This is a genomic window from Enterobacter sp. BNK-22 (assembly GCF_048684805.1).
GTDB classification, from domain to species: Bacteria; Pseudomonadota; Gammaproteobacteria; order Enterobacterales; family Enterobacteriaceae; genus Enterobacter; species Enterobacter quasiroggenkampii.
Genome location: NZ_JBLQTT010000001.1, coordinates 2,717,646 through 2,731,629, shown reverse-complemented (window position 1 = coordinate 2,731,629; position 13,984 = coordinate 2,717,646). Strand labels below are relative to the sequence as shown.

Annotated in this window: 15 protein-coding genes; 7 read left to right on the top strand and 8 right to left on the bottom strand. The window is 55.2% G+C overall.

Annotated features, from left to right (window positions below):
* The first annotated feature begins 35 nt into the window (after window positions 1-35).
* Entirely contained in the window at window positions 36-398 is a 363-nt protein-coding gene (yacL, locus tag ACMGGE_RS12945) for a protein YacL (protein WP_045907811.1), read from the top strand.
* A gap of 31 nt (window positions 399-429) precedes the next feature.
* On the opposite strand, the gene speD is transcribed toward yacL, so the two are convergent.
* The 3 genes from speD to ACMGGE_RS12930 all read right to left on the bottom strand — a co-directional run bounded on the left by speD (window position 430) and on the right by ACMGGE_RS12930 (window position 2,557).
* Window positions 430-1,224: an adenosylmethionine decarboxylase gene (gene speD / locus ACMGGE_RS12940; RefSeq protein WP_008501953.1), complete on the bottom strand. Its 795-nt coding sequence runs from the start codon at window positions 1,222-1,224 to the stop codon at window positions 430-432.
* Window positions 1,225-2,094, bottom strand: coding sequence for a polyamine aminopropyltransferase (speE, locus tag ACMGGE_RS12935; protein ID WP_039265690.1), 870 nt, complete (start codon window positions 2,092-2,094; stop codon window positions 1,225-1,227). It abuts the gene before it with no gap.
* Window positions 2,095-2,209: 115 nt separating this feature from the next.
* Complete coding sequence (locus ACMGGE_RS12930; RefSeq protein ID WP_045327862.1) at window positions 2,210-2,557, bottom strand: YacC family pilotin-like protein; 348 nt, start codon at window positions 2,555-2,557, stop codon at window positions 2,210-2,212.
* A 145-nt stretch (window positions 2,558-2,702) separates the two neighbouring features.
* On the opposite strand from ACMGGE_RS12930, the gene cueO reads away from it, so the two are divergent.
* A complete protein-coding gene (gene cueO, locus ACMGGE_RS12925; protein ID WP_420293836.1) occupies window positions 2,703-4,271 on the top strand; it encodes a multicopper oxidase CueO in 1,569 nt (522 codons plus the stop codon).
* Window positions 4,272-4,357: 86 nt separating this feature from the next.
* Here cueO and ACMGGE_RS12920 read toward each other — a convergent pair whose 3' ends face one another.
* Window positions 4,358-6,748, bottom strand: coding sequence for a glucose/quinate/shikimate family membrane-bound PQQ-dependent dehydrogenase (locus tag ACMGGE_RS12920; RefSeq protein ID WP_048225662.1), 2,391 nt, complete (start codon window positions 6,746-6,748; stop codon window positions 4,358-4,360).
* Window positions 6,749-6,956: 208 nt separating this feature from the next.
* Here ACMGGE_RS12920 and hpt point away from each other — a divergent pair, with 208 nt between their 5' ends.
* Entirely contained in the window at window positions 6,957-7,493 is a 537-nt protein-coding gene (gene hpt / locus ACMGGE_RS12915; protein ID WP_008501948.1) for a hypoxanthine phosphoribosyltransferase, read from the top strand.
* Window positions 7,494-7,579: 86 nt separating this feature from the next.
* On the opposite strand, the gene can is transcribed toward hpt, so the two are convergent.
* The gene (can, locus tag ACMGGE_RS12910) at window positions 7,580-8,242 is read right to left on the bottom strand and encodes a carbonate dehydratase (protein ID WP_008501947.1); all 663 of its coding nucleotides are present in this window, start codon (window positions 8,240-8,242) and stop codon (window positions 7,580-7,582) included.
* A gap of 107 nt (window positions 8,243-8,349) precedes the next feature.
* Between can and ACMGGE_RS12905 the strand changes: the two genes are divergently transcribed.
* The 4 genes from ACMGGE_RS12905 (at window position 8,350) to ACMGGE_RS12890 (ending at window position 11,900) form a co-directional block, all read left to right on the top strand.
* Window positions 8,350-9,276 carry an ABC transporter ATP-binding protein gene (locus ACMGGE_RS12905; protein WP_008501946.1) on the top strand — a complete coding sequence of 309 codons (927 nt, stop codon included), beginning with the start codon at window positions 8,350-8,352 and terminating at the stop codon, window positions 9,274-9,276.
* Window positions 9,273-10,043 (top strand): ABC transporter permease, encoded by a 771-nt coding sequence (locus ACMGGE_RS12900; RefSeq protein ID WP_032675960.1) that lies wholly within the window; start codon window positions 9,273-9,275, stop codon window positions 10,041-10,043. The genes ACMGGE_RS12905 and ACMGGE_RS12900 overlap by 4 nt, the downstream gene beginning before the upstream one ends.
* A 104-nt stretch (window positions 10,044-10,147) precedes the next feature.
* Window positions 10,148-10,588 (top strand): PTS sugar transporter subunit IIA, encoded by a 441-nt coding sequence (locus ACMGGE_RS12895; protein WP_045907814.1) that lies wholly within the window; start codon window positions 10,148-10,150, stop codon window positions 10,586-10,588.
* A 64-nt stretch (window positions 10,589-10,652) separates the two neighbouring features.
* Complete coding sequence (locus ACMGGE_RS12890) at window positions 10,653-11,900, top strand: polysaccharide deacetylase family protein (protein ID WP_048225666.1); 1,248 nt, start codon at window positions 10,653-10,655, stop codon at window positions 11,898-11,900.
* A gap of 3 nt (window positions 11,901-11,903) precedes the next feature.
* On the opposite strand, the gene panD is transcribed toward ACMGGE_RS12890, so the two are convergent.
* The 3 genes from panD to panB are packed head-to-tail and all read right to left on the bottom strand — an operon-like array spanning window position 11,904 to window position 13,973.
* Window positions 11,904-12,284 carry an aspartate 1-decarboxylase gene (gene panD / locus ACMGGE_RS12885; RefSeq protein ID WP_003856284.1) on the bottom strand — a complete coding sequence of 127 codons (381 nt, stop codon included), beginning with the start codon at window positions 12,282-12,284 and terminating at the stop codon, window positions 11,904-11,906.
* Between the two features lie 34 nt (window positions 12,285-12,318).
* Complete coding sequence (gene panC, locus ACMGGE_RS12880) at window positions 12,319-13,170, bottom strand: pantoate--beta-alanine ligase (protein WP_008501942.1); 852 nt, start codon at window positions 13,168-13,170, stop codon at window positions 12,319-12,321.
* 11 nt (window positions 13,171-13,181) lie between these two features.
* On the bottom strand, window positions 13,182-13,973 hold the full coding sequence (gene panB / locus ACMGGE_RS12875) for a 3-methyl-2-oxobutanoate hydroxymethyltransferase (RefSeq protein ID WP_008501941.1): 792 nt from the start codon (window positions 13,971-13,973) through the stop codon (window positions 13,182-13,184).
* Window positions 13,974-13,984 lie beyond the last annotated feature (11 nt).

Sequence of the window (13,984 nt, the reverse complement as noted above, 5' to 3'; positions counted from 1 at the left end):
ATAATTACCCTAATGGCTTTGCAGAGGAAAACACTATGGATTACGAATTTCTGCGCGACATCACCGGAGTGGTGAAAGTGCGTATGTCGATGGGCCACGAAGCCGTTGGACACTGGTTTAACGAAGAGGTGAAAGAAAATCTCGCCCTTCTTGATGAGGTTGAACAGGCGGCAAATACGGTGAAAGGCAGTGAACGCTCCTGGCAACGCGCCGGGCACGAATACACGCTGTGGATGGACGGGGAAGAGGTCATGGTGCGTGCCAACCAGCTCGAGTTTTCAGGCGACGAGATGGAAGAGGGGATGAGCTACTATGACGAAGAAAGCCTGTCGCTGTGCGGCGTTGAAGACTTCCTTCAGGTGGTGAATGCCTACCGCGAGTTCATGAAACAGCGGTAACTTCCCGAAGCGTCCCTGCTCCGGGCAACACTTACACGGCCGGAATGTTGCGGCCGTAGTAGATCTCGCGCATCTCTTTCCAGAGCAGGTCAGTAATCGCCTTACGCTCTTCTTCGCTCAAATCTTCCGGCTTCGTGTGGAACATATAGTGCTTAAGGTCGAATTCCTTAAGTAACATCTTGGTATGGAAGATGTTTTCCTGATACACGTTCACGTCCATCATGTCATACAGTGATTTCATGTCCTCGGACATAAAGTTCTGAATAGAGTTGATCTCGTGGTCGATGAAGTGCTTCATGCCGTTGACGTCACGGGTAAAACCGCGCACGCGGTAATCAATCGTGACGATATCTGATTCCAGCTGGTGGATGAGATAGTTCAGCGCGTTGAGCGGGGAGATCACGCCGCAGGTCGACACTTCAATATCGGCGCGGAACGTACACAGCCCACCTTCCGGGTGACTCTCCGGGTAGGTATGGACGCAGATATGGCTCTTATCAAGGTGGGCAACCACCACTTCCGGCAGCGGGCCCGGATGTTCCGTTTTGTCGATAAGCTTCGGGTCAACCGGCTCTTCGCTGACCAGGATGGTCACGCTGGCGCCCTGGGGTTCATAATCCTGTCGGGCGATATTCAGGATGTTGGCGCCGATTATGGAACAGGTTTCTGACAGGATCTCGGTCAGACGGTTGGCGTTGTAGAGTTCGTCGATATAGGCGATGTAACCATCGCGTTCTTCCGCTGTTTTGGCATAGCAGATATCGTAAATACAAAAACTCAGGCTTTTGGTCAGGTTGTTAAAGCCATGCAGTTTAAGCTTTTTCAATTAGCTCACCCCCTTAGTGGATAATGCGTCTTGCAGGTACTGCGGCAGAGCAAACGCTGCGGTATGAATAGCCGGATTGTAGTATCGGCACTGAAGGCCGGCCTGATGGAAGCGGGCCTGAATAATTTCGGTGGAGAGATGACGTAAGACGTCGTTATCCGTCGCCCAGGCAAAGGTCATGATCCCGCCGTAGTAGGTTGGAATTGCCGCCTGATAGAAGCTGACATCCTCGAAATAGGTGCTCAGCTTACGGTGGCTATCCAGCGCTTCATCCTGCTGCAGGAAGCAGACGCCATTTTGGGCGACGAAGATCCCGCCCGGGTTCAGACAGCGCTTGCAGCCTTCGTAGAACGAGGAGGTAAACAGCGACGCGCCAGGACCGATAGGATCGGTGCAGTCGGAGATGATCACGTCAAAGGTCTGCGAGGTCTGGTTAACGAAGTTAACGCCGTCGTCAATCACCAGGCTAAAGCGCGGATCGTCATAGCTGCCGGCATTGTGGTTGGGCAGATACTGGCGGCAGAAAGAGACGACGCCCGCATCGATTTCCACCATGGTGATGGTTTCAATGGAACGATGGCGGGAAACTTCACGCAGCATTGCGCCATCGCCACCGCCGATAATCAGGACATGCTTCGCGTGGCCGTGGGCCAGCAGCGGGACGTGGGTCATCATCTCATGATAGATAAACTCATCTCGCTCGGTCGTTTGCACGACGCCGTCCAGGGCCATGACGCGGCCAAAGGCAGCATTCTCGAAGATGATCAGATCCTGGTGATCGGTTTTCTCATGATAGAGCACGTTATCAACGGCAAAGTACTGACCAAACTGGTCATGCAGTGTTTCATGCCACAACGTGTGGTCGGCCATACGCGGACTCCTCCTTTGTTAACATCCGTTACGCTCACAAAAAATGAGCGAAACATGATAGCTAACTATAACCGTGGTTGCACGGCTATAGGTTCAACAGGGGGCGTCGGGAAGGTTATTTGACGTAGGCGAGCAGGCTGAGTGAGTCGCGAGCCAGCGCTTTGCATTTTTTAGAAGTGGGAATGCCAATACCGCTTAGGTCACGGTAGCTGTCTTCGCCGAGCGCCTTCATGTCGAAGCTGTCGTAGTTGCTGAGATCCCACTGGTTCTGCTGGGCAAAAAAGACCAGCGCGCGGCGAATTTGCCCGTTGGGTAAATTCTGGTAGCCACAATCATTTTTCAGGAATACAAAAACTGCCGTTAAATCGGCCATATCTTCCGCTTCATTTTCACTTAGCGCATAGCTGTTCGCACACATTGCCATCAGGCTACCGAACAAAATTGTCCTGAAAAACGTCTTCATTGCTTCTACCACTTCTTCACGGAAAATTAACGTTAGCATACTTGGTGCCAGTGCGACGATCTTTATTATTGCCGCTTTACTTGACCTTCCGGTAAGGGGAGGGTTTATGCTCAAAAGATCGCCTGCTGGAAATAAGGAAATGAACATGCAACGTCGTGATTTTTTAAAATATTCCGTTGCGCTGGGTGCTGCCAGCGCATTGCCTCTCTGGAGCCGCGCGGTTTTTGCGGCTGACAGGCCTGCCTTACCCATCCCTGATTTGCTGACCGCGGATGCCCGTAGCCGTATCAAGCTTGTTGTTCAGTCCGGCAGCACGCTGTTCGGTGCGCACAACGCGACAACCTGGGGCTATAACGGTAATCTGCTCGGCCCGGCGCTGCAGCTGCGCAAAGGGAAGGCGGTGACGGTGGATATCCACAATACGCTTGCTGAAGAGACGACGGTGCACTGGCACGGACTGGAAGTGCCGGGCGAGGTAGACGGCGGGCCGCAGGGCATCATCAAAGCAGGCGGTTCGCGCAGCGTCACCTTTACGCCTGACCAGCGCGCGGCAACCTGCTGGTTCCATCCGCATCAGCATGGCAAAACGGGCCATCAGGTGGCGATGGGGCTAGCGGGACTGGTGCTGATTGAAGACGACGAGAGTCGCCTGCTGCGCCTGCCGAAACAGTGGGGCATCGACGATGTGCCGGTGATTGTGCAGGACAAGAAATTCACCACTGACGGGCAAATTGATTACCAACTGGACGTGATGAGCGCGGCGGTAGGCTGGTTTGGCGACACGCTGTTGACCAACGGCGCCATTTATCCTCAGCACGCTGCGCCGAAAGGCTGGCTGCGACTGCGTCTGCTCAACGGCTGTAACGCGCGTTCACTCAACTTCGCCGCCAGCGATAAGCGTCCGCTGTACGTGGTCGCCAGCGACGGCGGGCTGCTGCCTGAGCCGGTGAAGGTCAACGAACTGCCGATGCTGATGGGAGAGCGTTTTGAGGTGCTGGTGGATATCAGCGACGGCAAGGCGTTTGACCTCGTGACCCTGCCGGTTAGTCAGATGGGGATGGCGGTCGCGCCGTTTGACAAGCCGCATCCGGTGCTGCGTATTCAGCCGTTACAGGTGACCGCTTCCGGCACGCTGCCTGATACGTTAACCACTCTACCTGCACTTCCGTCGCTTGATGGGCTTACGCAACGCAAACTGCAGCTCTCCATGAACCCGATGCTCGATATGATGGGCATGCAGGCGCTGATGGCAAAATATGGTGATAAGGCAATGGCGGGGATGCATCACGGGCAGATGATGGGCCACATGAATATGGACCACGGCAAAATGGGTGGCATGGGTAACATGAATCACGGCGACCATGGCTTTGATTTCCATAACGCCAATATGATCAACGGTAAAGCGTTCGACATGAACACGCCGATGTTTGCAGCGACAAAAGGGCAGTTTGAGCGCTGGGTGATTTCAGGTGAAGGGGACATGATGCTGCATCCGTTCCATATTCACGGTACGCAGTTCCGCATTCTTTCTGAGAACGGCAAAGCGCCGGACGCGCATCGCGCGGGCTGGAAGGATACGGTAAAGGTGGAAGGCGGCGTCAGCGAGGTGCTGGTGAAGTTTGACCACGATGCGCCGAAGGAGTTTGCCTATATGGCGCACTGCCATCTGCTGGAGCATGAAGATACGGGGATGATGCTGGGCTTTACCGTATAAAAAAAGCCGGGTGGCGGCTTCGCCTTACCCGGCCTATATAGCGTACCAGTAGGCCCGGTAAGCGTAAGCGCCACCGGGCTTTTCAGTTACTTGTTTTCGTCAGGCAGTGCATACGCGACAATATAGTCGCCCATCTTCGTGCCAAACGAACCGTGACCGCCCGCGGAGATGACAACGTACTGCTTGCCATTCACTTCATAGGTCATCGGCGTGGCTTGTCCACCCGCAGGCAGACGGCCTTGCCACAGTTTCTCACCGTTGGTCATGTTGTACGCGCGCAGGTAGTTATCTGCGGTTGCCGCGATGAACAGCACGTTACCGGCGGTGGAGATTGGGCCACCCAGCATTGGCATACCCATATTAAACGGCACAGGAACCGGCATCGGGAACGGCATGCTGTCCTGCGGGGTACCAATACGTTTTTTCCACACGATCTGGTTAGTTTTCAGATCCAGACCGGAGATGTAACCCCAGGCAGGCTGTTTACACGGCAGACCAAACGGCGACAGGAACGGGTTCAGCGTTACGCCGAACGGTACGCCATACTGCGGCTGAATACCGGCTTCGGTACCGCTGCCTTTCGCGTCTTTCGGCTGCTCCATTGGGTTGCCCGGACCGCGTGGGATCAGACGGGAAACGAACGGTAGCGCCATTGGGTTAGCAATAGCGACCTGACGGTTAGGGTCAACGGAGATCCCGCCCCACTCGAACATCCCCAGGTTACCCGGGAAGACCAGCGTGCCCTGCTCAGAAGGCGGCGTGAAGATGCCTTCATAGCGCAGCTGATGGAACATCACGCGGCACACCAGCTGGTCAAACATTGTGGCACCCCACATGTCTGCCCCGCTCAGGTCTTTCTTCGGACGGAAGCTCAGATCGGAGAACGGCTGGGTTTTGCTGACGTAATCACCTTTCGCCGCACCCTGCGGAACCGGTTTTTCCGGTGCCGGCACAACCAGCTTGCCGTTGCTGCGATCCAGTACGAAGATGTTGCCGGTTTTCGCCGGGGCGTAAATCACCGGAACGGTTTTGCCGTTAACGGTAATGTCCGCCAGCGTCGGCTGGGACGGCATATCCATATCCCACAGATCGTGGTGTACGGTCTGATAGCTCCAGGCCAGCTTACCGGTGGTCGCGTTCAATGCCACGATAGCGCTGGCATAACGTTCCTGCTCCGGCGTGCGGTTACCGCCCCAGATATCTGGCGTAGTAACACCCATCGGCAGGTAGACCAGGTCCAGCTTCGCGTCATACGCTGCAGGTGCCCAGGAGTTTGGCGAGTTAAAGGTAAATGTGTGCTCGTCCGACGGGATCGCATTCGGATCTTTCGCGCCCGGGTCGAAGGCCCACAGCAGTTTACCGGTATTCACGTCGAAACCGCGGATAACGCCGGAGGTTTCACGCGTGGAGAAGTTATCCGTTACCGAACCGGCAATCACGATGGTTTTATCAGTGATGATGGGCGGCGAGGTTGGCTCGTACAGACCCGGCGTGGTGTCCGGCATATTGGTCTGCAGATTCAGGATACCTTTGTTGGCAAAGGTTTCACACAGCTTGCCCGTTTCGGCATTGATGGCGAACAGACGACCATCGTTGACCGGCAGCATGATGCGGCGCGGACAGTCGGCAACCACTTCCGGGCTCGCGTTATCGGCGCGCGCTTCGTGATAAGAGACGCCACGGCAGGTCACGTGCTGGAAGGACGGGTTGGAGTTCAGCTGCGGATCGAAGTGCCATTTCTCTTTACCGGTGGCCGCGTCGAGCGCGAACAGACGCTGGTGCGCCGTACACAGATAAAGCATATCGCCGACTTTAATTGGCGTCACTTCGTTGGTCAGTTCACCCGGATCGTTCGGCATCTTCAGGTCGCCGGTACGGAATACCCAGGCTTCTTTCAGGTTCTTAACGTTGTCCGCGTTGATCTGCTTCAGCGGAGAGTAACGCTGGCCTTCCTGGTTACGACCATAGGCAGGCCAGTCGCCGTCAGCGACCTGTGAGATCGCTGCCGCAGGCGTCGATTCTGCATTCAGCGTACCGTTGATCTCCTGCGGATCGTTAAAGCCGGCCCATGTCAGGATACCCCCGCTGATCAGCAGCGCCACCACCAGCGCCGCAACGGCACCGCTGGACGGCACGATCAGGCGACGCCAGACGAATGGCAGGATCAGCCAGATACCGAAGAAGACCAGGATGTCACTGCGCGGCGTCAGCGCCCAGAAGTCAAAGCCGACTTCCCAGACGCCCCAGATCATGGTGGCAAGAAGGAGTGCGGCATACAGCCACAGTGCAGATTGTTTTCTACGCCAGAGCAGGACGGTTACGCCAAGCATAACCAGGCCCGCAATCGGGTAGTACCAGGAGCCGCCGATCGCGACCAGCCAGACGCCACCGATTAACAGGTACAGGCCGCAGAAGGCGGCGAATAGCGCTGTTAATGTCACCAGTAGACGCGGCTGTTTAGAGTTTGTTTCAGCCATAGAAAGTGTACTCGTCAGTTTTTGTTAATAATTTGCTAGCAACTAATTATAGGTATTAACAAGTGTGATCGGAATCACAATATTTGCTTTTTATAACTCATACGCCAGGGTTATCCATTTGCTGATATAATGGCTGGCTTGCGTATCAGTGCTGGATATTAACTCATCCGTATTGAGAGATTTTCATTAAAATCATTTGGTTAGTAATATGAAACATACTGTTGAAGTGATGATCCCGGAAGCCGAGATCAAAGCGCGTATCGCCGAACTGGGTCGTCAAATCACCGAACATTACAAGGACAGCGGCAGCGAAATGGTGCTGGTCGGTCTGTTGCGCGGCTCTTTCATGTTCATGGCCGACCTGTGCCGTGAAGTGCACGTGCCCCATGAGGTCGATTTTATGACCGCCTCCAGCTACGGCAGCGGCATGTCCACCACCCGTGATGTGAAAATCCTGAAAGATCTGGATGAAGATATTCGTGGTAAAGATGTGTTGATCGTTGAGGACATCATCGACTCCGGCAACACGCTGTCAAAAGTGCGCGAGATCCTGAGCCTGCGTGAGCCAAAATCGCTGGCGATTTGCACCCTGCTGGATAAACCTGACCGCCGTGAAGTGCAGGTGCCGGTAGAGTTTGTCGGTTTCTCTATTCCTGACGAATTCGTCGTCGGTTACGGCATTGACTACGCACAGCGTTATCGCCATCTGCCGTATGTTGGGAAAGTGGTATTGCTGGACGAGTAATTGCGGTTTGTTGCCCGGTGGCGCTGCGCTTACCGGGCCTACGAATGGGCACATGTAGGCCGGGTAAGCGCAGCCGCTACCCGGCTTTATTTATGGTTTACGTGCTTAAGCTGAAGGTTGGCAATTCCCGAACGGTAACGCTGCTCCAGCGTTTCCCGGTTGGTGGCGGTCACTTCTAGGTTGCGCAGCAGACCGTCGTGAATACCGTACGCCCAGCCGTGGATCGAGACTTTCTGCCCGCGTTTCCACGCCGATTGCATGATCGTTGAGTGGCCCAGGTTATACACCTGCTCCATCACGTTGAGTTCACACAGGGTATCCATGCGACGCTCCTGCGGCATTTCGCCCAGCAGTGAGCTATGTTTGAACCAGATATCGCGGATGTGCAGCAGCCAGTTATCAATGAGCCCCAGCTCCGTGTTTTCAACCGCCGCCTGCACGCCGCCGCAGCCGTAGTGGCCGCAAATGATGATGTGCTCGACTTGCAGAACGTCAACGGCATACTGAACAACAGAAAGACAGTTGAGATCGGTGTGAATCACCAGGTTGGCTACGTTGCGGTGAACAAACAGTTCGCCGGGCTCGAGGCCGGTCAGGCGCTCCGCCGGTACGCGGCTGTCGGAGCATCCAATCCAGAGAAAGCGTGGATTTTGCGCCTGCGCGAGTTTTCCAAAAAATCCGGGGTCTTCCTCCACCAGCATTTTTGACCATAGTGCATTGTTGCTGATGAGTGTATCTATGTTGTTCATGGAGGTTAGCGACCTGTAACCGAGTAATTGCGTTGCGCTACTATAGGGTAACCCGACTTTTAATGAAACCACACAACGTGTGTCAGAACTGAAGGTAAGTTAATTTCATGGCAATTGCACTGGAGCTTGAGCAGCTTAAAAAAACCTATCCGGGCGGCGTTCAGGCGCTGCGCGGAATAGATCTAAAAGTAGAGGCCGGTGATTTTTACGCGCTTCTGGGGCCGAACGGGGCGGGGAAATCGACCACCATTGGGATTATCAGTTCGCTGGTCAATAAAACGTCCGGCCGGGTGAGCGTCTTTGGTTATGACCTGCAAAAAGATGTGGTGAACGCCAAGCGTCAGCTGGGTCTGGTGCCGCAGGAGTTCAACTTCAATCCGTTTGAGACGGTGCAGCAGATTGTCGTTAACCAGGCGGGTTATTACGGCGTTGAGCGTAAAGAGGCCCTGGAGCGGAGCGAAAAATACCTCAAGCAGCTCGACCTGTGGGAAAAGCGTAACGAACGCGCCCGGATGTTATCCGGCGGGATGAAGCGCCGCCTGATGATTGCCCGCGCGCTGATGCACGAGCCAAAACTGCTGATTCTTGATGAGCCGACGGCGGGTGTCGATATTGAACTGCGCCGCTCCATGTGGGGCTTCCTGAAAGACCTCAACGACAAAGGCACCACCATTATTCTGACCACCCACTATCTGGAAGAGGCAGAAATGCTGTGCCGCAACATCGGCATCATTCAGCACGGCGAGCTGGTGGAAAACACCTCGATGAAGAACTTGCTCTCCAAGTTGAAGTCAGAAACCTTTATTCTCGATCTGGCGGCAAAGAGCCCGCTGCCGAAGCTCGAAGGTTATCAATACCGCCTCGTCGATACCTCGACGCTGGAAGTGGAAGTGCTGCGCGAGCAGGGCATCAACAGCGTGTTTTCACAGCTGAGCGCGCAGGGTATTCAGGTCTTAAGTATGCGTAACAAAGCGAACCGACTGGAAGAGCTGTTTGTCTCTCTGGTGCAGGATAAACAAGGAGACAAGGCATGACGCATCTTTACTGGGTCGCGCTGAAAAGCATTTGGGCGAAAGAGATTAACCGCTTTATGCGCATCTGGGTGCAAACCCTGGTGCCGCCGGTCATCACGATGACGCTCTATTTCATCATCTTCGGTAACCTGATTGGCTCCCGGATTGGCGAGATGCACGGCTTTACCTATATGCAGTTTATCGTGCCGGGCCTGATTATGATGGCGGTGATCACCAACGCCTATGCCAACGTGGCGTCATCGTTCTTTAGCGCCAAGTTCCAGCGCAATATTGAAGAGCTGCTGGTGGCACCGGTGCCAACGCACGTCATTATTGCCGGTTACGTCGGCGGCGGCGTGGCGCGCGGGCTGTGCGTCGGGATCCTGGTCACGGCGATTTCGCTGTTCTTTGTCCCGTTCCAGGTGCACTCCTGGCTGTTCGTCGCGCTGACGCTGCTCCTGACGGCAATCCTCTTCTCGCTGGCCGGTTTGCTGAACGCCGTGTTTGCCAAAACGTTTGACGACATCAGCCTGATCCCGACCTTCGTGCTGACGCCGCTGACCTATCTTGGCGGGGTGTTCTACTCCCTGACGCTGCTGCCGCCGTTCTGGCAGGCGCTGTCGCACCTGAACCCGATCGTCTATATGATCAGCGGCTTCCGCTTCGGCTTCCTCGGCATCACCGATGTGCCGCTGTTTACCACGGTGGCGGTGCTGGCGGTGTTCATCATCGTCTTCTACCTGCTGTGCTGGTACCTGATCCAGCGCGGACGCGGTCTGCGCAGCTAGCCCTCAGCCCGGCGACATTCTGTTTGCCGGGCATTTTCTTTGACAGTTATCACCGTAAGCTAACCTTCACTCCGCTAAACTACTTGCCTGCTAAGGAGAGAGTTATGCTGGGATGGGTTATCACCTGCCACGATGAACGGGCGCAGGACATGCTGCTGAAGCTGGAAGCCAGGTTTGGTCCACTGCCACAGTGTCGCGCCGTCAACTACTGGCGCGGCTTGAGCACCAATATGCTTGGCCGGATGATGTGCGATGCCCTGCATGAAACTGACACCGGAGAGGGCGTCATTTTTCTTACTGATAAATCCGGCGCGGCGCCGTACCGTGCAGCGGCTCTGATGAGCCATAAGCACGACGGCTGCGAGGTAATCTCCGGTATTAGCCTTCCATTGCTTGAAATGATGTATCCCCAGCGCGAAACATTAACCAGCGCGGCGTTCCGTAACGCTATCGTCGCGCAGGGTACACCGGGCGTCAGCAGCTTGTGGCATCAGCAGCAAAAAAATCCCCCCTTTGTCCTGCTTCATGACCTGTATAAGAATTAAACATTGGTATTGATGTCGCTTTTGCTACAATGGCATAAGTATTTCCGCTTCGAATAAGACCCTCATGTTCACGCGTATTGTTTTCCTGCTATTGATGTTCGTCTCCGGCACTTCTTCTGCCAGTTTATTAAGTCAGCAAAGACTGCCTGCTCAATATATGCAAACCACCGAAGATGCGGCGATTTGGGCGCAGGTCGGCAACAGCGTCATTAACGTTGGCAACGTGCGGGCAGGGCAGATCCTTGCGGTGGTGCCTGCGGCGGCGGACTACTATGAATTTCGCTTCGGATTTGGCACGGGCTTTATCGACAAGGGGCACCTGGAGCCGGTGCAGGGCAAACAGCGCGTCGAGGATGGCCTGGGGGATTTGAATAAACCGCTGAGCAATCAAAACCTGATAACGTGGAAAGACACGCCCGTTTATAACGCCCCGAACAACGGTAGCGCACCCTTCGGCACCTTAAGCGCCAATCTTCGCTATCCGATCCTGAACAAGCTCAAAGATCGCCTCAATCAGACCTGGTTCCAGATCCGCATCGGCAACCGCCTGGCCTGGATCAGCAGCCTGGACGCGCAGGAAGATAACGGCATTCCGGTCATTACCTACCACCATATTTTGCGCGACGAAGAGAACACCCGTTTTCGCCATACCTCCACGACCACCAGTGTGCGTGCGTTCAACAACCAGATGACCTGGCTGCGCGATCAGGGCTATACCACCCTGACCCTGTATCAGCTGGAAGGGTATGTGCGCAACAAGATGAACTTGCCGGCGAAATCGGTGGTGATTACCTTCGACGATGGCCTGAAGTCCGTTAATCGCTATGCTTACCCGATCCTCAAAGCGTATGGCTTTAAGGCGACGGCGTTCATCATCTCGTCGCGTATCAAGCGCCACCCGCAAAAATGGGCGCCAAAATTTCTGCAGTTTATGAGCGTGTCGGAGCTGGAGCAGATGCATGACGTGTTCGACTATCAGTCCCACACGCACTTCCTGCACCGCGTCGACGACAACCATCAGCCCATTTTACTGAGCCGCAGCTATCACAATATTTTGTTTGATTTTAAGCGCTCGCGCCGCGACCTGGCGCAGTTTAACCCGCACGTGCTTTACCTCTCGTATCCGTTCGGCGGTTATGACGATAAGGCGATTAAAGCTGCGAATGACGCCGGGTTCCATCTGGCGGTGACGACGGTACGAGGGAAGGTCAAACCGGGGGATAATCCGTTCTTGCTGAAGCGCCTGTATATCTTAAGAACGGATTCGCTGGAGACGATGTCGCGGCTGATCAGCAATCAGCCGCAGGGGTAGTGCTTATGCAACCTGAACCGGAATCGCCTTTGCGGTGCGCTTCATTTCATTGTCGCCTTCGAAGTAGGCGACTTTAGGCTGCCAGCGACGCGCTTCTTCGTCAGACATCATCACGAAGCTGGCGATGATCACGATATCACCCACGTCCGCGCAGTGCGCCGCAGCGCCATTTACGGAGATGATTTTAGAACCGCGCTCGGCGGCAATCGCGTAGGTAGAGAAGCGTTTACCGTTGTTCACGTTCCAGATATCAATCGCTTCGTTTTCGAGGATACCTGCTGCATCAAGGAAATCCTGGTCAATGGCGCAGGAGCCTTCATAGTGCAGGTCGGCCTGCGTGACTTTCACACGGTGAAGCTTACCTTGCAGCATTTTGCGAATCATTACGTTTACCTATAATTATCAGGGGTGAAAGGAACTACGCCAGCTCAACCACTTTATTGTCGATCAGACGCGCCTGACCTAGCCAGGCCGCCACCAGGATGACTGCGCGCTTGCTGTTCTGGGTTAATTCCAGCAGCGTATCAGCATCACGAATTTGTACGTCGTCAGCACGAAGCCCCTTATCGTTAAGCGCCTGCTCGGCAAGGGCGATAATCTCTTCTGCTGTTAACTCTTTTGCCAGCATCTGCTCAGCCATGGTGTTCATGACCTTGCTGAGACCCGGCGCGATTTTACGCTGTTCGGCGGTCAGGTAGCCATTACGCGAGCTGAGTGCCAGGCCGTCTTTTGCGCGTACGATCGGTACGCCGACAATCTCGATATCGTAACCCATATCCGCAACCATCTTGCGGATCAGCGCCAGCTGCTGGAAATCTTTCTCGCCAAAGCAGGCAACGTCCGGCTGTACCAGGTTGAACAGCTTGCTGACGATTGTGGAAACGCCACGGAAATGGCCCGGGCGGCTCGCGCCTTCGAGCATGGTGGAAATACCCGGGACGTCAACGTAGGTTGCCTCTTCGGTACCCTGCGGGTAAACATCCGCCGGTGCAGGTGAGAAGACGATATCCGCGTGGCGTTTTTTTAGCTTCTCGCAATCTTCCTGCAGGGTGCGCGGGTAGCGCGCCAGATCGTCTGCGCGGTCAAACTGCATGGGGTTCACGAAGATACTGACCACCACGATATCTGCCCGCGCGCGGGCTTCGTCGACGAGCTTCATGTGGCCGTCATGCAGATTGCCCATGGTCGGGACCAGTGCGATACGTTTACCTTCCTGACGCGCGCGGCGGATATGCTGGCGAAGCAGCGGCAGGGTTTCAATGATTAGCACAACGAGACTCCTTAATGGAAACTGTGTTCTTCACCCGGGTAAACACCGGATTCAACGTCGGCAATATACTGCCTGACCGCAGCGCGCATGTCGCCCGCTTCGGCGAGGAAATTTTTGGCAAATTTCGGGATGTGTCCGCCGGTGATACCGAAGGCGTCGTGCATCACCAGGATCTGACCGTCGGTGACGTTACCTGCCCCAATACCAATCACCGGAATGGACAGCGCGTCGGTAATGCGTTTCGCCAGCTCAACCGGCACGCACTCCAGCACCAGCAGCTGTGCACCTGCGGCTTCCAGCGCCAGAGCATCATCCAGCAGCGTCTGGGCGGCATCGCCGCGGCCCTGCACCTTGTAGCCGCCGAAGATATTCACGGACTGCGGCGTCAGGCCTAAATGCCCGCACACCGGCACGGCGCGCTCGGTGAGCATCTTCACCGTATCAACAAGCCAGGCGCCGCCTTCAATTTTGACCATATTGGCACCGGCACGCATCACTGCCGCCGCGTTTTCGAATGCCTGTTCCGGCGTGGCATAAGCCATAAACGGCAGATCGGAAAGCAGCAGACAGGCTGGAGCGCCACGGCGCACGGCGCGGGTATGGTAAGCAATGTCCTCAACCGTCACCGGCAGGGTGGAATCATGTCCTTGTACCGTCATCCCTAACGAATCCCCGACCAGCATGACGTTGATCCCCTCTTCGGCAAACAGTTTGGCGAAGCTGTAGTCATACGCGGTGATGGTCGCGAAGCGTTTTTTTTCCTGTTTGCATTTCTGCAGTAAGGAGATGGTGGTTGGTTTCATACTGTTTCCTG